The sequence below is a fragment of the Arthrobacter sp. H14 genome (assembly GCF_000520495.1).
Classification (GTDB): Bacteria; Actinomycetota; Actinomycetes; order Actinomycetales; family Micrococcaceae; genus Arthrobacter_C.
The window spans coordinates 22,749-41,056 of the sequence record NZ_KI914666.1 but is presented as its reverse complement, the minus strand read 5'-3'; the positions used below and the strand labels follow the sequence as shown (position 1 = coordinate 41,056).

The 18,308-nt window shown below is 59.6% G+C and carries 17 protein-coding genes and 2 tRNA genes; 4 read left to right on the top strand and 15 right to left on the bottom strand.

Features of this window, described 5'->3' with window-relative positions:
* Positions 1–477: 477 nt before the first annotated feature.
* From Y707_RS31550 to Y707_RS0114735, 5 genes are all read right to left on the bottom strand, one after another.
* A complete protein-coding gene (locus tag Y707_RS31550; protein WP_026535656.1) occupies positions 478–1,299 on the bottom strand; it encodes a carbohydrate ABC transporter permease in 822 nt (273 codons plus the stop codon).
* A 152-nt stretch (positions 1,300–1,451) separates the two neighbouring features.
* Positions 1,452–2,402, bottom strand: a complete 951-nt coding sequence (locus tag Y707_RS0114750) for a carbohydrate ABC transporter permease (RefSeq protein WP_026535655.1) — start codon at positions 2,400–2,402, stop codon at positions 1,452–1,454.
* Positions 2,403–2,405: 3 nt separating this feature from the next.
* Positions 2,406–3,809, bottom strand: coding sequence for an extracellular solute-binding protein (locus Y707_RS0114745; protein ID WP_026535654.1), 1,404 nt, complete (start codon positions 3,807–3,809; stop codon positions 2,406–2,408).
* A 286-nt stretch (positions 3,810–4,095) separates the two neighbouring features.
* A complete protein-coding gene (locus tag Y707_RS0114740) occupies positions 4,096–4,848 on the bottom strand; it encodes an SDR family oxidoreductase (protein ID WP_026535653.1) in 753 nt (250 codons plus the stop codon).
* Between the two features lie 66 nt (positions 4,849–4,914).
* Entirely contained in the window at positions 4,915–5,259 is a 345-nt protein-coding gene (locus Y707_RS0114735) for a DUF488 domain-containing protein (protein ID WP_216699264.1), read from the bottom strand.
* A 79-nt stretch (positions 5,260–5,338) separates the two neighbouring features.
* On the opposite strand from Y707_RS0114735, the gene valS reads away from it, so the two are divergent.
* Positions 5,339–8,026 (top strand): valine--tRNA ligase, encoded by a 2,688-nt coding sequence (valS, locus tag Y707_RS0114730; RefSeq protein WP_026535651.1) that lies wholly within the window; start codon positions 5,339–5,341, stop codon positions 8,024–8,026.
* Positions 8,027–8,353: 327 nt separating this feature from the next.
* Here valS and Y707_RS0114725 read toward each other — a convergent pair whose 3' ends face one another.
* The 7 genes from Y707_RS0114725 to Y707_RS0114695 all read right to left on the bottom strand — a co-directional run bounded on the left by Y707_RS0114725 (position 8,354) and on the right by Y707_RS0114695 (position 14,293).
* Positions 8,354–8,962, bottom strand: coding sequence for a mycothiol-dependent nitroreductase Rv2466c family protein (locus Y707_RS0114725; protein ID WP_026535650.1), 609 nt, complete (start codon positions 8,960–8,962; stop codon positions 8,354–8,356).
* A gap of 97 nt (positions 8,963–9,059) precedes the next feature.
* Positions 9,060–9,644, bottom strand: coding sequence for an RDD family protein (locus Y707_RS29105; RefSeq protein ID WP_081744900.1), 585 nt, complete (start codon positions 9,642–9,644; stop codon positions 9,060–9,062).
* A gap of 11 nt (positions 9,645–9,655) precedes the next feature.
* Positions 9,656–10,945 (bottom strand): ATP-dependent Clp protease ATP-binding subunit ClpX, encoded by a 1,290-nt coding sequence (gene clpX, locus Y707_RS0114715; RefSeq protein WP_026535648.1) that lies wholly within the window; start codon positions 10,943–10,945, stop codon positions 9,656–9,658.
* Between the two features lie 170 nt (positions 10,946–11,115).
* Positions 11,116–11,787 carry an ATP-dependent Clp protease proteolytic subunit gene (locus tag Y707_RS0114710; protein WP_026535647.1) on the bottom strand — a complete coding sequence of 224 codons (672 nt, stop codon included), beginning with the start codon at positions 11,785–11,787 and terminating at the stop codon, positions 11,116–11,118.
* Positions 11,788–11,866: 79 nt separating this feature from the next.
* Entirely contained in the window at positions 11,867–12,463 is a 597-nt protein-coding gene (locus Y707_RS0114705; RefSeq protein WP_026535646.1) for an ATP-dependent Clp protease proteolytic subunit, read from the bottom strand.
* A gap of 280 nt (positions 12,464–12,743) precedes the next feature.
* A complete protein-coding gene (gene tig, locus Y707_RS0114700) occupies positions 12,744–14,165 on the bottom strand; it encodes a trigger factor (protein ID WP_026535645.1) in 1,422 nt (473 codons plus the stop codon).
* 55 nt (positions 14,166–14,220) lie between these two features.
* Positions 14,221–14,293, bottom strand: a tRNA-Pro gene (locus Y707_RS0114695).
* Positions 14,294–14,416: 123 nt separating this feature from the next.
* Between Y707_RS0114695 and Y707_RS0114690 the strand changes: the two genes are divergently transcribed.
* The 3 genes from Y707_RS0114690 to Y707_RS0114680 all read left to right on the top strand — a co-directional run bounded on the left by Y707_RS0114690 (position 14,417) and on the right by Y707_RS0114680 (position 15,687).
* A tRNA-Gly gene (locus Y707_RS0114690) sits at positions 14,417–14,490 on the top strand.
* A 232-nt stretch (positions 14,491–14,722) separates the two neighbouring features.
* A complete protein-coding gene (locus Y707_RS0114685; RefSeq protein ID WP_026535644.1) occupies positions 14,723–15,196 on the top strand; it encodes a Dps family protein in 474 nt (157 codons plus the stop codon).
* A gap of 11 nt (positions 15,197–15,207) precedes the next feature.
* On the top strand, positions 15,208–15,687 hold the full coding sequence (locus Y707_RS0114680) for a Fur family transcriptional regulator (RefSeq protein ID WP_051442056.1): 480 nt from the start codon (positions 15,208–15,210) through the stop codon (positions 15,685–15,687).
* Here the strand turns inward: Y707_RS0114680 and Y707_RS0114675 are convergent.
* From Y707_RS0114675 to Y707_RS0114665, 3 genes are all read right to left on the bottom strand, one after another.
* A complete protein-coding gene (locus Y707_RS0114675) occupies positions 15,684–16,589 on the bottom strand; it encodes an Fpg/Nei family DNA glycosylase (protein ID WP_026535642.1) in 906 nt (301 codons plus the stop codon). The genes Y707_RS0114680 and Y707_RS0114675 overlap by 4 nt on opposite strands.
* 5 nt (positions 16,590–16,594) lie before the next feature.
* The gene (locus tag Y707_RS26350) at positions 16,595–17,119 is read right to left on the bottom strand and encodes a ribose-5-phosphate isomerase (protein ID WP_051442055.1); all 525 of its coding nucleotides are present in this window, start codon (positions 17,117–17,119) and stop codon (positions 16,595–16,597) included.
* Between the two features lie 66 nt (positions 17,120–17,185).
* Positions 17,186–18,308 (bottom strand): helicase-related protein (locus Y707_RS0114665; RefSeq protein WP_035781855.1); only part of this gene is annotated, 1,123 nt, incomplete at its 5' end.

Genomic DNA, 18,308 nt, shown 5'->3' with positions numbered 1-18,308 from the left:
ACTGGCTTGGAACGTGCCATCCTTGTCCCAATACTTGAGCACCTGCTCTTCGAGCCGGGGAAAGCGTGGGGATGAGCTGGTGGCCGCGGCGGCGGAATCAGCGGTGGTGGCTTTGGGATAGTACTGAGGCATCTAAGACATCCTGGTTGAGGCTGATACAGGATGCGAGGACGGATCCGACGCCGGCGAAGCTGGCAACCGCAACCTTCCGGTCGTCGGGCAACTATCCGGCACCAATTCCGCGGTACCACCTCACTAACAGCCGCCTTCCTCCATTTCGGGAGGACGATGGCTGCCACTCGTTGACTGCTGTGACGGGCTTACCCGTCCGGCTCTACTGGGACCTGCTGCGAGAGCGCCTGATGGTACTGCCGCTGCACGGTCTGTTCTTCCGGAAGCTCACCGGTGATGGCCGGGTCGATGCTTGTTCCTTTAGTCTACAAGGAACGGCACAGGTTCGGCCAAGCGGTCGTCGTCCTAACCTTTGACTCCGGTGGTTGCGACGCCCTTAATGAAGTGCTTTTGTGCCACGAAGAAGAGGATGATCATCGGAATCGTAGTGATCACACTGGCAGTGATCGGAATTTCCCAGGCGAACTCGCCGGCCACCCCGAACTGGTCGACCAGTGCTTTCAGACCACGGGGAACGGTAAACGTCGAACTGTCCCGCAAATAGATCAGCGGTCCCATGAGATCGGTCCACGCCGCCTGGAATTCGAAAATCAGCGTCACGATCATGGCCGGCTTGCACAGCGGAACCCCGATCCTCCAGAACTGTTGCCAGTGGTTGGCGCCATCAATCCGTGCGGCCTCAAACACTTCGTTCGGCAAGGTCAAAAAGAACTGGCGAAGCAGGAAAATATAGAAGGCGCTGCCAAAGAGATTCGCAGCCCACAGCGGAGTCAAAGTGCCCACCATACCCAGACCGTCCCAGATCAGGAACCGCGGAATCATGGTCACGGCGCCGGGCAGCATCATGGTGGCCAGCACGACGCCGAACAGGACATTGCGGCCCCGGAACCGGAAGCGCGCGAATCCCCAGGCGACCAAAGCGCTGGAAATTGTCACAGCCACGGCGCCCAGGATGGTGACGATCGCGGTATTTCCTATCCACAGTGCCAGCGGCGCTTCCTGCCACACCCGCACATAGTTATCCAGAGTGAAAGTTTCCGGAATCAGCTTATTGTCGAATACTTCGGATCGTGGCTTGAAGGAGGCGCTGAGCAGCCAAATCAGCGGGTAGATGAACATGAGGGTCGCCAGCGCCAGCGCCGCACCAATGATGATCTTCCCCATCATCCGGCGCCGACGCTTGCCTCCGGTTACCGGGTGGCTCGGTCGAGCTGGACGGTGCGGAGGCTCAACCCCGTCGGATGGGATCAGGGCGTCAGGGTCGTTGAGACGGGCGGACGGTGTCGTCGACGTCCGTGGAATATCAGCCCGGGTGGCCATTACCGTCCTCCCTCGTAGTAGACCAGCTTGCGGCTGATCAGCACTTGGACGGCCGTGACCGCCATGATGATGACGAACAGCAGCCACGCCATCGCCGATGCATAACCCATATGCAGGAATTCGAACGCCTGCTGGAACAGGTAGATCACGTAGAACAGGGCCGCATCAGTGCTGTAAGTCGTTCCGCCCGCACCGAAGTAAGCCGTATAGGCCTCGGTGAATGTCTGGAAGGAGGCGATGGTGTTCACGATAAAGATGAAGAAGATCGTGCCGCTGATCATCGGTACTGTAATCCGGGTGGTGACCTGCCAGGAATTGGCCCCGTCCACGCGCGCCGAATCAATCATCTCCTGGGGCACGTTGTGCAGTGCTGCGAGGAAGATAATGACCGACGCGCCAAGCGTCCATAGATTCATCAGGATCAACCCGGGTTTGATCCAGTCCGGGTCGGTCGTCCAGGCCGGACCGTCTATGCCGAACACTTCAAGGATTTCGTTGACCAGTCCATCGTGGCCGTTGAAAATCAGCAGCAGGATGATGCCAATGGCCACCGGCGGAGTCATGTTCGGTAGATAGAACGCTGTCCGGAAGAAACCAGATGCGCGTCCCACCCTGAGCAGCAGCAAGGCCAAAGCCAGGGAAATCAAGACCTGCAGCGGGACCGATACAACTGTATAGATGAATGTGTTCCACAGTGCCAGCGAAACCTTTGGATCCTGCAGCATCTGGGCGTAATTATCAAGACCAATGAAGGTCGGGTCATTAATGACGTCATAGTCCGTCAGAGACAAATAACCACTGTAGAAAATTGGCCACGCCGTGAAAACCAGCATGCCGAGAATCCACGGACTGATGAAGAGAAGCGCAGCACGAACGTTTCGCCTGCGGTTACGTCGCTGCCCGGGCCGCAGCTGGACCTTCTCCTTTTTGCCGGCGATCACCGAGGCCATGCGCTAGTCCCCTGATTCCCAGCTTTCCCAGGCCTTGTCCAGGACGCTCTGCGCTTTCTCCTGAGCCTGGTCAAGGGCTTCCTGGGGATCCTGCTGGCCATTCAGGACACTGTTTACAGCATCCTGCCAAGCGGTCTGGAACTGTGCGTCCGCGGGATTCGCCGGCAGCGCGAAGCCGTTGTCATTCGCTTCATAAGCAGCGTCGATGGCGGCGTTCCAGTTCTCTGCGCCGGCATCCTCGACGAAGGTTTCCTTGATCTTCCTATCGGCCTCCACATTCGCGGTAAACAGTCCGGTGAACGGCTTGCCTGCCTTTTCACGTTCAGTAGCCCTGGCCTCGGCCGCCGCCATCCACGATTCCGTAGCAGTCATGGTCTTGATAAACCGACAGGCAGCTTCGGGGTTGGAACTACCAGCAGGAATGGCCCAGGTTGAACCACTCGAATAGGAGAACGGCTCCCCGTCCTTGGACTTGAAGGTTGTGAAGGTGACCGGAGCGTCCGGAGAAACATCGTTTAGTACGTTTATGTACCACTGCTCCATCGGCATTGCCCCGAGCGTGCCGGTAGCGAATTGATTGCCGGCACCGAAGAAGTCGGTTGAATCGCGGTAGGCCTTCACCTCGCTGAAACCACCCTGCAAGTCGTAAATGGAGGACGCAAACGTTAGTGCCTCCACCACCTCGGGCGAGTTCAATTGGGCCGTTCGACCGTCCTCGGAAATGAGGGCCCCACCGTTGGCATGTACCCACAACGGCAGAAATTCAGGGAGTTTTGTATCGTAGCCGATGACCTTCAAATCCCCGTTTTCACGCTTGACCATGGCCTCTGCTGCCGCTTCGATCCGGTCCCAGTCGGAACCGTCCACGTCGGATAGTTCCATATTTGCTTCTGATAACAATTCGGAATTAGCAAATAGAACTTGCACCTGATTGAATTCCGGCACCCCGTAGGCTTTTCCATCAAACGTCACTTGTTCCACCGCAGTGTCAAGGAAATTGTCTATTTCAATTCCCTCGCCGGATATGCACTTATCCAATGGCATAATTGCGCCACGCGAAGCAAATGTACCAATTTGATTACGATCAGCATAAATCAACTGCGGCGGTTCACCGGTGGCAACTGCGGAGAGGAATTGCTGGATATTCAACTGCCCCTCGACAAGGCTGACATCGACGTTGGCAAGCTCCTCGGTGGCTAAATCGTAACGCGTCTGTCCAATTTCATCGGACGTTCCGAAACCCATAACGGTCAACTCGCCACTAAGCTCGGCATCGGGCGGGAACGACGACGTTACTTCCGGTTCCTCAGGCCCGCCGGTGCCTGTTGCGCAGCCCGTTGCGACAAGAGCCACAGCAGCAGCAACGCCACCCATTTTGAAAACCGAGGACCTAATTGTCGATGACATATACCAGCACACCTTTCGAGTTAGCCTCCAGGACTAAGGCGGCCGCCACCTGCTTGACGACTAACAGTCATATCAGAGCACAGCGACAAACAACCGTCAACGACAGGGTGAATGTATATGCTTTGAAACTGCGTCAATCCTTGCCCATACTACGAGCGTTGTACCGCCGCGCTCCGGAATATCTTCTCATATTCGGTCCGACGTCCTCGGAGAAAGAAGCGGTACTTTCGAAGACGAGTCATTGTTATCGAACCAGATCAAAACTTCGATCCTCTGAAAGCCTGGGTTATTGCCCGGTGCGAATGACCTTGTGATTGGCTGGCTGAGCCAAGGGCCGCACTACCAATTGATCGATGTTCACATGGTGCGGCACGTTCAGTGCGTATGCGATCACGTCGGCCACGTCGGCTGCGGTGAGGGGCTTTTCGACGCCTTGATATACCTTTTGCGCGGCTTCCTCGTCACCGCCCAGCCGGTTCAAAGCAAACTCTTCCGTGCGGACCATGCCCGGCGCCACTTCAATCACCCGCACGTTGTTCTCTGCTTCCTCAAGCCGCAATGTGTTCGCCAATGCCCGTTCAGCGTGCTTCGCTGCCACATAGCCGCCGCCGGATTCATAAGCCGTAAGCCCCGCCGTCGACGTAAGCAGCAATACACTCCCACGGCCGCTGTCGCGCAGCGCAGGCAGGAAGGCTTGAGTCAGCCGAAGCGTGCCGAGCACATTGACGTTGTACATCTTCTCCCAGTCGGCAATCTTTCCGTTAGCGACGGTATCCACGCCGAACGCGCCACCGGCGTTGTTGATCAGAGCGTCCAGACCGCCGCCGGCCACGACCGTGTCTGCAAGTTTCCCGACAGCTGCTGGGTCCGTTACGTCTGCGGCAATCGCTGTCGCACCGGTTTCCTCCGCCAGTTTGGCAAGCCTGTCCTGCCGCCTGGCGACTGCGATTACGTCCCAGCCGGATTCCACTAGTGCCCGGACTGTTGCTTCACCAATACCGGAACTTGCGCCAGTGACAAGGGCACGCGGGTTCTTCAATGTATTCGCCTACTTTCAGAATATGTACGGACGGTTTGGGGCATACAACTGTCAATCAGCTGCAGATTATGATCCCAGCAACTGTTGGAGGACGATGGCCTGATTCATGTCCTCACTCTTGGCCGAATAAAGCAACGTAACTGTCTTGTGCTCCTTCACAGCTTCCTGCAACGACGCCAGCGCATCATTGTCAGAGAGTTCGGCCTCATATTTCTTCCGGAATTCCGCGAACTTTTCCCGGTCATGGTTGAACCACTTGCGCAGCTCTGTAGACGGTGCCACGTTTTTGAGCCAGAGGTCGACGGCGGCGCTCTCCTTGGACATGCCCCTCGGCCAGAGCCGGTCAATCATTACCCGAAAACCGTCGTCATCAGCTGCCGGTTCATAGACCCGTTTGATTTTCAGCGCCATGATCCGAATCCTACCGCCCGGAACCGCAGGTCCTCTCCGGTTCCCACGGCCGTGCGGTTCTCATGAAACAATTAGCCTCATGGCTGAACATAATCAGGGCACAGACACGCCCGCATCCGAGTCCGTATCCGCGACCAAGCCCGAATCCGCAGCGGTGCACGTTCCTGACCGCCCGGGGCTTGAGGGCCTCGAGGCTAAGCTGTCGCCGCGTTGGCGTGAGCTGGGAACCTACAAGTTCAATCCGGAGACCAGCCGGGAAGAGGTCTATTCGATCGACACGCCTCCCCCGACTGCGTCCGGTTCTCTGCACGTGGGGCACATGTTCTCCTACACGCAGACCGACGTCCTCGCCCGTTATCACCGGATGCAAGGCAAAAACGTCTTCTATCCGATGGGTTGGGATGACAACGGTCTGCCCACCGAGAGACGCGTGCAGAACTATTTCGGTGTCCGCTGCGACCCGGCACTCCCGTACGACCCGGACTACACTCCCCCGGCCAAGCCCGCCAAGAACGACCGGGATTTTGAACAGGTGTCCCGGCGGAACTTCATTGAACTCTGTGAAGAACTAGCCGTCGATGACGAGAAGGTGTTCGAGAACCTCTTCACGACGCTTGGCCTGTCCGTGGATTGGGACCTGACCTACCGCACCATCGATGACACTTCCCGGGCGGTGAGCCAGCGGGCTTTTCTGCAAAACCTCACTGACGGCGATGCCTATATGGCCGAGGCTCCCACACTCTGGGACATCACATTCCGTACGGCAGTAGCCCAGGCCGAGCTGGAGGACCGGGAACGCGCCGGCGCCTTCCACCGCATCGGCTTCAAACTAACGGATGGGGACGCAGGCAGCGGCAGCGATGGCGCAGCAGACGGCGTAGTTTTTATCGAAACAACGCGTCCGGAACTTATTCCTGCCTGCGTTGCGTTGGTGGCACATCCTGACGATGAGCGTTACCAGCCACTGTTTGGTTCGACCGTCACTTCCCCGCTTTTCGACGTCGAAGTCCCCATCATGGCGCACCCGCTGGCGAAGCAGGACAAAGGCTCCGGCATTGCGATGATCTGTACCTTTGGCGATCTCAACGACGTCACCTGGTGGCGCGAACTGCAGTTGCCCACCCGGCCGATCGTGGGCCGCGACGGGCGCATCATCGCCGATACGCCGGAGTGGATCAACGGTGATGTGGCGGAAAAGAACTACGCTGCCCTTGCCGGAAAGACCGTCTTCAGCGCCAAGGAATCGATCGTGGAAATGCTGCGCGGGAGCGGCGATATGGAGGGCGAGCCGACGCCGACGACGCATTCGGTGAACTTCTATGAAAAGGGCGATAAGCCGCTCGAAGTGGTCACCAGCCGGCAGTGGTACATCCGCAACGGCGGTCGTGATGCAGAACGCCGGGATCAGCTGATCGCACGTGGTGAGCAGATCGACTTCCATCCTGCATTCATGCGTTCCCGCTACAAGAACTGGGTTGAGGGTCTCAACGGCGACTGGCTCGTCTCACGCCAGCGCTACTTCGGTGTGCCCATTCCGGTCTGGTACAAGCTCGACGACGCCGGCGAACCCGAATACGATCAGCCGGTTCTGCCCGCTTCTGAGTCGCTGCCGGTGGATCCCGCTAGCGAACCTGCACCAGGATTCGATGAGTCCCAGCGTGACCAACCGGGCGGTTTTACCGGGGACCCCGACGTGCTGGATACTTGGGCGACCTCGTCCCTGACCCCGCAGATCCTGGGTGGTTGGAGCCGCGACGAGGAGCGCTTCAGCAACGTCTTCCCCTTCGATCTCCGGCCGCAGGGCCACGACATCATCAGGACCTGGTTCTTTTCCAGTGTCGTTCGGGCGGACGCGCTCAATGACAGTCCCGCGTGGAAGCACGCGGCGCTCTCCGGCTGGGTGTTGGATCCGGACCGGAAGAAGATGTCAAAGTCGAAGGGCAACGTCGTCGTTCCGACGGATATCCTCGAGCAGTTCGGTGCGGATGCCGTCCGTTATTGGGCTGCCTCTGCACGCCTCGGCGCGGACACAGCGTACGAGATAGGGCAGATGAAGATTGGCCGGCGGCTGGCCATTAAGCTCCTCAATGCGTCCAAATTCGTCCTCAATCTGGGCGCTACAGCCGATTCAGTCGTATCTGCCGAGGATACTGCTGTTGTCACCAACCCGCTGGACAAGGCGCTGCTTGCCCAGCTTGCCGGCGTCGTCGACCAGGCAACGGCGGCATTCAACAATTATGACTACGCCCGTGCGCTGCAGATCAGCGAATCTTTTTTCTGGACCTTCACAGATGACTACGTCGAACTGATCAAGGACCGGGCGTATGGGTCTGCAGGCGAGCAGGAGCAGGCGTCAGTGCTTGCTGCGTTGGCCACAACCCTGGACAGCGTGCTGCGCTTGTTCGCGCCGTTCCTGCCCTTCGCTACTGAGGAAGTCTGGTCGTGGTGGCGCTCCGGCTCAGTCCATCGTGCTCCTTGGCCTACGACGGCGGCGCTGGAGTCTGCCGGATCCTCCGCCGACATCGCCATGCTGGCAACTGTTGGCGAGGCCCTGAGCGGCATCCGCAAAGCGAAATCCGAGGCAAAGGTAAAGCAGCGTACCGAGGTGGTCAAAGCGACTATCAGCGCCCCTGCGCTGCCGCTGGAACAGTTGAAGGCCGGCTTGGGGGACCTCAAGGCTGCCGGCAATGTGCGTCAGCTGGACCTGATCGAGCACGAAACTGAACTCTCGGTCTCCGATGTCGAACTGGCGGCCGTGGCCGAATAGTGCGGCGCGCCTGCGTGCGGCAGGTTCCACCGCGGTATTTACTGGGATCGGCCCTGCTTGAGTATGAGCCTGCAGGGACCTTCTTAGTACAACTGATTAACAGGCGATGCCCCCTCCAGTATGAATTGGAGGGGGCATTGTCGGTCAGTGGGTGACGGGCACTGATCTCCCGGACTCCGCCGATCTCCAGGTCTTCCCGGCCTCGTCACCCGCCGGCCCCAGCCGGACGTATCCGGCTGGATCACTGAATCCTTGGTGTCCGTTCCGCACCCTTATCGGATGTGTACTTCATTTGTACTCCTGGGCTGTATTCCACACAAGAGGTTGTCAGTCGAAAATCGGATCCTCGCTCCGGCTGCGCTTGAGTTCATAGAATCCCGGGTAACCAGCAAGGAGAACGGCTCCGTCCCAGACATTACCGGCGTCTTCCCCCTTGGGCGCCGGAGTCATCACCGGACCGAAAAAGGCTGTCCCGTTGAATGCCACCACGGGGGTTCCCACGTCCTGCCCGACCAGGCTGATGCCTTTGTCGTGGCTGGCCTTCAGCTGCCCGTCGTACTCGTCGCTCGTAGCGTATTTTGCCAGCTCAGCAGGCAGGCCTGCCTCTTCAAGCGATTCGGCGATAACGGCGTCGAAATCCTTGTTCCCACCGGGATGTATGCGGGTGCCCATCGCATCGTAGAGTTTCTTGATGTGCTGGCGGCCGTGCAATTCCGCTGCAGCGGTGACCACGCGGACCGGTCCCCGCAGCCGCTCCATATTTTCCCGGTGCTCTTCGGAGTCGTCGTTGTTTTCGTTGAGGATCGCCAGGCTCATGACATGCCACTCGGCGTGAAGATCACGGACCTTCTCGACTTCACCGATCCAACGGGAGGTCATCCACGCCCACGGACAGGCAGGATCAAACCAGAAATCGACGGTGTTCTTCTCACTCATATTCTCTCCTCTGCTTCGCCGGCCATGCCGGCGCGATGTCTTAGGGTCAGGGCTGCAGCTGCGGGACAGGCGGGAAATACCGACTCTCGAAATGCAGTCAGCGCTTCACTGTGTCGGGGCCCATTTTGTGATTGATCATGACCGCTCCAACCATCTTGTCCTGCCACGCTTGATGCCATCCGGACTCAGTGTCGAACAATGGCGATAACAGGAACAGAAGGCCAAGTATTCCGCAGGTCAGGACGGATCCAACGATGACGACGGCGTACCATAGGAGGGCTTTGCCCCATCCGATGGGCTGACCGTCGGCCGTGGAAACCAGCCGAAGGCCCAACATGGCATTGCCCGCGGAACTCCCCCTGATCGCCAGCAGCCCGATGAAAAAGACAGCCACCAACAGCCAGACCACTCCGATGGCCGTCAGCGGACCCGCATAGGCCGCGATGACGTCGCTGGTCTCATCTCCCGGCGGCTTACTGGCAATGCCCATCGATACCAGGAACAACACGAACACAGCCAGGCCGAAGAGCGACAGAGCCAAAACCGGAATTCCTACGACGATGACGTCAAGGGTCCTTGAACCGATTTGGGCTCCAGTGGACGCTGGTGAGACACCTTGGAGTGCCGGATACGTGACGCGTGTATCTGACGAACGTTCAGGCTCTCTTGATATTTGAGTCACCTGACGACTAACTAGGCGGACTTATTCCGGCGCTTCGCGACGACATCGTGGGAAATCAGCGTCGGCTCGGCTCCGTCTTTGACCACGTCTTCGGTGATGACAACTGAAGCGATGTCCTCGCGGCTTGGAAGATCGAACATTACCGGAAGGAGTACCTCCTCCAGAATCGCCCGCAGTCCGCGGGCGCCGGTTCCCCGGTTCAACGCCTGGTCCGCTATGGCGTCGAGGGCTTTCGGATCGAAGTTGAGTTCAACATTATCGAGCTGGAACATCTTCTGGTATTGCTTCACCAGTGCGTTCTTCGGCTCAGTCAGAATCTGGATCAACGCCGTTCGATCAAGTTTTTCGACGGAGGTGATCACAGGAAGCCGCCCGATGAATTCCGGAATCAATCCGAACTTAAGCAGGTCTTCCGGCAGGACATCGGCGTAGCTGCCATCGTCCTGCTTCAGCGAACTAAGCGGGGCACCGAAGCCGATCCCCTTCTTGCCGGCACGCCCGCCGATGATTTCTTCGAGGCCAGCGAACGCACCTGCGACGATGAAGAGGACATTGGTTGTGTCGATCTGGATAAATTCCTGGTGCGGGTGCTTCCGTCCACCCTGCGGCGGAACCGAGGCAACGGTGCCTTCCAGAATTTTCAGCAGCGCCTGCTGGACTCCCTCGCCGGAGACATCCCGGGTGATGGAGGGGTTTTCGCTTTTGCGCGAGATCTTGTCGATCTCGTCAATGTAAATAATCCCCTGCTCGGCCTTCTTGACGTCGTAGTCAGCTGCCTGGATGAGCTTGAGGAGGATGTTCTCCACGTCTTCACCGACGTACCCGGCTTCAGTGAGTGCGGTGGCATCGGCGACGGCGAAGGGAACATTCAGCTGACGCGCCAGAGTTTGCGCCAGGTATGTTTTGCCGCAACCAGTCGGTCCGATCATCAGAATGTTGGACTTGGCGATTTCCACGTCCTCGGATTGTGATGAATCGCCGAGTGTGGTGGCCTTGGCCGCATGTCCGGACTGGATGCGTTTGTAGTGGTTATAGACCGCTACAGCGAGTGACCGCTTGGCAGGTTCCTGGCCAATTACGTACTCCTGCAGGAAATTGAAAATCTCCTTGGGCTTGGGCAACTCGAAAGTCCCGACGTCGGCAACTTCCGCCAGCTCTTCCTCGATAATTTCATTGCAGAGCTCGATGCACTCGTCACAGATGTAGACGCCGGGGCCGGCGATCAACTTTATGACCTGCTTCTGGCTTTTGCCGCAGAAAGAACACTTGAGTAACTCTGTGCTCTCACCGATGCGAGCCATAGTCAGTCCCCTTACGTGGTTCTGGTTCGAGTCCGAACCTGGTGTGGCGGAGTTCGAAACGACTTTCGATCAAGTTCTACTGTAGGTCAGATTTTACTCCGATTCAGTAACCAAACACCCTGTGGTGCAAAGTGACGCACCACAGGGTGAGGTACTGGACCGGCAGTGGCTTACTTGTTCAGCGCCGACGCTTTAATTTTGCGTGGGTCGAGCACTTCGTCAATCAGTCCGTAATCCTTGGCATCGGCCGCGGTGAGGATCTTGTCGCGCTCGATGTCCTGATTCAACTGCTCGGCTGTACGCCCCGAATGGTTTGCCAGCGTGTCCTCCAGCCAGGTCCGCATCCGCATGACCTCGTTGGCCTGGATTTCGATATCCGAGGCTTGCCCGCCCTGGCCACCGGCTAGGGCCGGCTGGTGGATCAATATGCGAGCGTTGGGGAGGGCAAGGCGCTTGCCGGGGGCCCCTGCTGCAAGCAGCACAGCGGCCGCACTGGCGGCCTGTCCGAGGCAGACGGTCTGTACCTCGGGCCGGATGAACTGCATCGTGTCGTAGATGGCCGTCATCGCTGTGAAGGAGCCACCCGGCGAGTTGATGTAGATCGTGATGTCACGCTCCGGGTCAGTCGACTCGAGCACCAGCAGCTGGGCCATGACGTCGTCGGCCGACGCATCGTCCACCTGCACGCCGAGGAAGATGATCCGGTCCTCGAAGAGCTTGGTGTACGGATCCTGGCGTTTGAAGCCATAGGGCGTGCGCTCTTCGAACTGCGGCAGCACGTACCTGTCGTTGGGCATCTGTGGGGCCATGCCACCTGCGGCGGCACCGTAATTGAAATTCATTGTCTCTCTACTCCTGATGGGTGAAGGAAAGTCTTGCTCGACCTCGAAACGCGGCTTTGGCCGGCGTTCCGGTGTCGGTTTACTCCTGGCTGGTACCGCCGCCGCCCGAGACCGAACCTGCATGTGCGGAAATGTGGTCAAAGAATCCGTAGTCGAGCGCTTCCTGTGCGGTGAACCACTTGTCGCGGTCGTTGTCCTTGAGGATCTGGTCAACGGTCTGACCGGTCTGCTCGGCGGTGAGGTCCGCCATCGTTTTCTTCATGTGCAGGATGAGCTCGGCCTGGATGCGGATGTCCGAGGCAGTGCCGCCGATGCCGCCGGAGGGCTGGTGCATCAGGATGCGGGCGTGGGGTGTGGCGTAGCGCTTGCCCTTGGTGCCGGAAGACAGCAGGAACTGCCCCATTGAGGCCGCGAGGCCGGTGGCTACCGTCACGACGTCGTTCGAAATGAACTGCATCGTGTCGTAGATCGCCATGCCAGCAGTCACGGAGCCGCCGGGTGAATTGATGTAGAGGTAGATGTCCTTTTCAGGATCCTCGGCGGAGAGCAACAGCAACTGGGAGCAGATGGTGTTGGCGTTCTCATCCCGCACTTCTGAACCGAGCCAGATAATGCGCTCTTTGAGCAAACGATTGTAGATGTAGTCATCCCGGCTGGCCGGTTCAACGGTAGCCATTCGGGGGGTCTGGGATTCGGTCGACATTCTCAGTTACCTCTCGCTCTGCATGGAACGGTGGGACAGGCGATGTCCCTAATATTCTCACTGTGGACACTAGCGGGATTCGGGGGTCGTTTGTTTCCCAAACCTGCACTGTTCGCTGACGGCGCATCGGGCTGCAGGCCCCGCGGCGGGGGTTTCGACGGCATGCCTGTTCGGTGCGGGATTCAGGCGTGACTACTTAAAAGATGAAGCCGCCGGGCCCCTTTGGGACCGGCGGCTTCATAAGGCATTCCGCTTAGAAGCGGACGGCACTCGGGTCGTCGACGCTGGCCGGCTTCTCTTCATCGGATGCGGCCTCTGCCTGTGAGTCCGCGCCTGCCGCCGCTTCGGCCTCGGCGGCCTGCTCGGCGGCTTCAGCACCTTGGACTTCGCTGGCAGGACGTACGAACTCTGTGAGGTCGACGTCGGCGCCTTCAGTGTCGGTGACCTTGGCTTCGCCAAGCACAATCGCCAATGCCTTGCGGCGGCGGACCTCGGAGACCATCATCGGAACCTGTCCGCTCTGGTCGATAATCTGCGCGAACTGATTTGGGTCCATGCCGTACTGGCTGGCGGTTGAGACGATGTAGTCGATCAACTCGCTCTGATCGACACCGACTTCTTCCTTCTCGGCGATAGCGTCAAGGATGATCTCGTTGCGGAAGGCGTGCTCGGCGTTTTCAGTGACTTCCTTGCGGTGCTCTTCCGAGTCGTGGTCAGGTTCCTGGTTCTCAGCGTTGAAGTGCTGCTCAATCTGCTGCTCTATGACGGACTCCGGGACCGGAACCTCGATCATTCCGACAAGCTTCTCCAGGACCTTGTCCCGGGCTTCGACGCCCTGATCGACGACCTTCGACTCGCCGGCCTGCTTGGCCAGATCGACCCGCAGCTCCTCCATCGTGTCGAATTCGCTGGCCAACTGCGCGAAATCGTCATTCGGCTCTGGCAGCTCACGTTCCTTCACAGCCTGGACGGTTACCGTTACCTGGGCGTCTTCACCGGCATGGTCGCCGCCGGCGAGCTTGGTATCGAAGATTGCCGATTCGCCGGCGGAGAGCCCCTCTACGGCCTCGTCCATGCCCTCGAGCATGGTTCCGGCGCCTACCTGGTAGGAAAGGTCCGATGCCGTGTCGACTTCCTCGCCGTCGATCTTGGCGCTGATGTCGATGGTCAGGAAGTCATCAGTGGCGGCCGGGCGATCAATGTTCTTCAGCGTGCCGAAGCGGCCGCGCAGTTCCTCCAACGACTTCTCGACGTCCTCATCGGAGGATTTGGCGGGCTCAACGGTGACCTCGATACCTGAGTAGTCAGGCAGCTCAACATTCGGACGGATGTCGACCTCGACCTCGAAGTTGAGGTCTCCCTCGAAGGACTCGGGGTCCGGAACCGCTGTAATTTCGACCTCAGGCTGGCTCAACGGGTGGATTTCAGTTTCCTGGACCGCGGCCTGGTAGTACCCATTGAGACCCTCATTGACGGCGCTTTCAATGATGTAGGCACGGCCAACACGCTGATCAATCAGTTTGTTGGGAACTTTGCCCTTGCGGAAGCCCGGTACCTGGATCTGCGATGCGGCAGTCTTGTAGGCCTCGTCGATCTGCGGCTTCAATTCCTCGAACGGAACCTCGACTTTAAGCTTCACCCGGGTGGGATTGAGGTTCTCGACGGCGCTCTTCACAGCGTGGCACTCCTGATAAATGTAGGGGTCTGGAGGTAATTCGAAAGGTGATACGTCGGGGCGACAGGACTCGAACCTGCGATCCCCTGCTCCCAAAGCAGGTGCGCTAGCCACTACGCTACGCCCCGTAGTGCACAGAACAGTCTACGGGCATTTGGTTCCACGTGCACATTTGACACATATGGCTACCAGTATGATGTAGTTATATCCGTCCGGAAACGTTCTGCGGAGCGGTCCGGACAGGTCTCTTCGGGGATGTAGCTTAATGGTAAAGCCTCAGTCTTCCAAACTGATTACGCGGGTTCGATTCCCGTCATCCCCTCCACAGCGCTTGAAAGCTGCGACGCCGGCCGCATCCTGCATAGACTCTCACCACCCGTGAGGGTCTATTTTTTTGCCCTGAACCCCTCGCGTTCATCAGGTAAGCAAAGCCTTACTTCATTGATTCCTCAACTGGGAGCGCTATTATTTGTACAGATTCAAAATTTGGATCTTGTATAAAGAGCTTAGGCTAACCTCACTGAACCCGCACGGCCTTTGCTTGGAAGGGAATCACCATGACTGCCACCGTAAACGTAAAACCAGCACCTACCGCCGCCGGGGTTGCCCAGCTGCTGGGTCCCGTCGTCGTCGAACTGACCGCGCTTTCTGTTACCGGCAAGCAGGCCCACTGGCACGTAAAGGGCCCTAACTTCGTCCCCGTGCACGAGCTGCTCGACACCATTGTCGATGATGCACGCGCCTTCGCTGACCTGGCTGCGGAGCGGATCGTCGCTCTCGGCACGCCGATCGACGCCACCCTGGCCGCCGTCGCCAAGCAAACGGCAGCTCCGGCCTTCCCCACCGGTTTCATTACGACGGACACCGCAGTGGATGAAGTCGTCAAGCACATCGATGCCGCACTCGACAAGGTCCGCGAGACTGTTGCACCCCTCGGCGAGCTCGACGAGACGAGCCAGGATGTCGCGATTGAGATCGTCCGCGGCCTGGATAAGGACCGCTGGTTCCTCGATTCGAGCCGCACGGTCTGATCAGGTCCGTCATGGCGAAAGATTCCGGTTCTCCAGTGTCCGGGCAGCCGCTCGGCGTGGACGAACTCAGCGAACGGTTGAGGAGCCGTGGCCTGCGGGTCACGGGTCCTCGGCTGATCGTGTACAACGCTTTGGCGCACCAGGGCGGGCACCGTTCCGCCGATGAGGTTGCTGTCTCCATCACCGCTGCCGGCCCGTCGCTGCCTCGCACGAGCGTCTACAACGCCTTGAAGGCGCTGGTCGACGCCGGATTAATTGACGTGGTCGACGCCGGACCCGGCACCACGCTGTATGAGGTCCGGGGAGAATCCCATCACCACTTCATCTGCCGTCAATGCAACGCACTCATTGATGTGCCCAGCGACTCGACCGTAGATGGCTCGCTGCTGTCCGAGGTGCCCGGCGCGACAGTCGAGTCCGCACAGGTGATCCTCAGGGGTCTCTGTCCTGAGTGCACGCAACGGTCAAAGGCGCGGGCAAAGTCCGGTTAATCCTGCTGGCAGCGGGGGCACCAGTAGAGCTTCCTGGCACCCATCTCCGCAAGAGCCACAGGCGTGCCACAGATCCGGCATTCGAGTCCTGCGCGTTTATACACGTAATGCGCGTCCTCGACCGGGACGTCATGGTCCAGGTTGCCGCGGTCCCCGGACCCTGTCGTAATGATTCGGCCATCCCGGACGCCGTCGCCCATCGCCACCGAAATGTCCTTCCACAGCGAACGTGCTTCGTCGCGCGACAGCGATTTCCCCAACCGCCACGGGTTCAGCCGCTGCCGGAACAACACCTCCGCGCGGTAGACATTTCCCACGCCGGCAATAACATCCTGATTCATCAGCAGCAGACCCACAGGGCTTCCCCGTGAGGTGATCCGGCGGACGAATTCATCTGGATCGGCATCCGGCTGCAGTGGGTCCGGGCCAAGCTTGGCCAGAACGACGGCGGCCTCGGCTTCGGTGATCACCTCGCAGGCTGTCGGCCCACGCAGGTCCGCCCAACCATGTTCGGCGACGAGCCTGACCCGGACGGCCCCCACCGGCGCCGGCGGCCCGGAATAAACCGGCACGCCAGCAGGTGAAGCGCCGCCGTCGTCGTCGCTGATCTCCCGCTCCCCCACCCGCCGTGGTGCACCGATGCTGGAGGCACCGCGGAATGTGGCATCGCCGCCGAAGTCCCAGGCACCATACAGACCCAGGTGAACGCGAAGCAGCAGGTCATTATCGAAGTCAAGGAACAGTTGCTTGCCGTGCGCCGCTGCACCGGTCAAGGTATGCCCGTCGAGCCGTTCCGCCCCCGCGGCGAAACGTCCCTGCGGGGAGCTGACGGCAAGCCGGTGTCCGGCGAAAACGGAATTGAACTGCTTGGCCAGCCGGTGTACGGAGTGTCCCTCCGGCATCGGATCTAGTCGGTTTCCGGCAGCGGGAAAGCGCCGGTTGCGGGTCCGGATCCGCGGTCAGCGGGTAGCTCGCCGGTGGATTCGAAGCGGGCGATCTGTCCGATCCGGCGCTGATGCCGCTCCTCATTGCTGAAAGGTTCGGCCAGGAACGTGGCGATAATCGCCGCCGCCTCATCCACCGAATGTTGGCGCCCGCCGACGGCGACGACGTTCGCGTTGTTGTGTTGCCGGGCCAGAACCGCCGTTTCGGTGCTCCAGGCCAGTGCCGCCCGGATGCCCTTGACCTTGTTGGCCGCGATTTGCTCACCGTTTCCGGACCCGCCGAGCACGATGCCGCGCGAATCAATGTTCGCCGCTTCATCCGCGACGACGGCCTTGGCGGCGTTGATGCAGAACTCCGGGTAGTCGTCCAGCGCGTCATACACCTGGGGACCGTGGTCGACGACCTCATACCCCTTGGCGGCGAGATCCTGCTGCAGGTGGGCGCTGAGCTCCATTCCCGCGTGGTCGGTGGCGATATGTACACGCATTATTTTCCATTCTGGCTTTTCAAATCGGGTCCGCAGAACAGCCTACTGGGTGCAGCCGGAGGGCGCTTAGTCGCGGGGTACCAGGATGTCCGAGTCCTCGAGCACTTCCAGTGCCAGTGACTTGTACCCCTCGGTTTCGAAGAACACCGTGATCCGGTCATCCTCGTGGCGCATCACGGTGCCGGACCCCCATTCCTTATGGACGACGGCGGCCTGCAGCGGGAATCGTTCGACCTCGGCTTCGAAACCGGTCGATTCGGACTGGTCTTCGGTCTGCCGGGCGGAGCCCGAGGCGCAGTTGTCGCAGTTTCCACATGGTTCATCGAGTTGCTGTCCGAAGTATCCCAACAGGAACTGCCGCCGGCAGGCATCCGTTTCGGCGTACTGGCGCGTCATCTCGATGCGCGATTCGTCGATCCGTTCATGGGACCCGGCGGTTTCCGCCGCAGCTTCGACAGCGCGTTCACGGTCGACGTCGGACACAGCCCTGAAACCGCCATCGTCCTCCTGCGCCACACCGGCGGCCAGCAGGAGGTTAAGCAGGCCGGTCAGTTTCCGGGCGGGCAGTTCGAGACGCTCACGCAGTTGCTTCGCCGGCACAGGGTCCCCGGAGCCGCTCAGGTCTGTCAGGATCCTGTCGAGGGCTTCCTTATCCGGGTGTTTCGCGACGAAAAACCGCCGCAGGCCCAGGTCCTCCGGACGGTAATGCAGCATGGTGTGCGCAGCTTCGCCGTCGCGGCCGGCCCTGCCGATTTCCTGATAGTAGCTGTCCAGCGAGTCCGGGATATCGGCATGGATGACAAAGCGCACGTTCGGTTTGTCGATGCCCATTCCGAAGGCAGTCGTTGCGACGAGTACGTCGAAATCGTCGTCCATGAACCGCTCGTAGATTCCGGTCCGGTCCTTCTTATTCCGCCCGGAATGATACGCCTCTGCCCGTACGCCCCTGCTCAGAAGCTCGTCCCGGTAGGCCTCGGTGTCCTTACGTGTAGCGGTGTAGAGCAGGCCCGGTCCAGGCATTCCAGCCACCTCATCGAGCACCGCCCTCCTCTTGTCCGCGTCCCCGGCGTGCCGCGTTACGGCGAGGCTGAGATTCGGCCGGTCGAAATCCTGCACCAGGAGCTTCGGGTCCTGGAGCCCGAGCCGCTCGACGATTTCCTGCTGCACCATTTTCGAGGCCGTAGCGGTG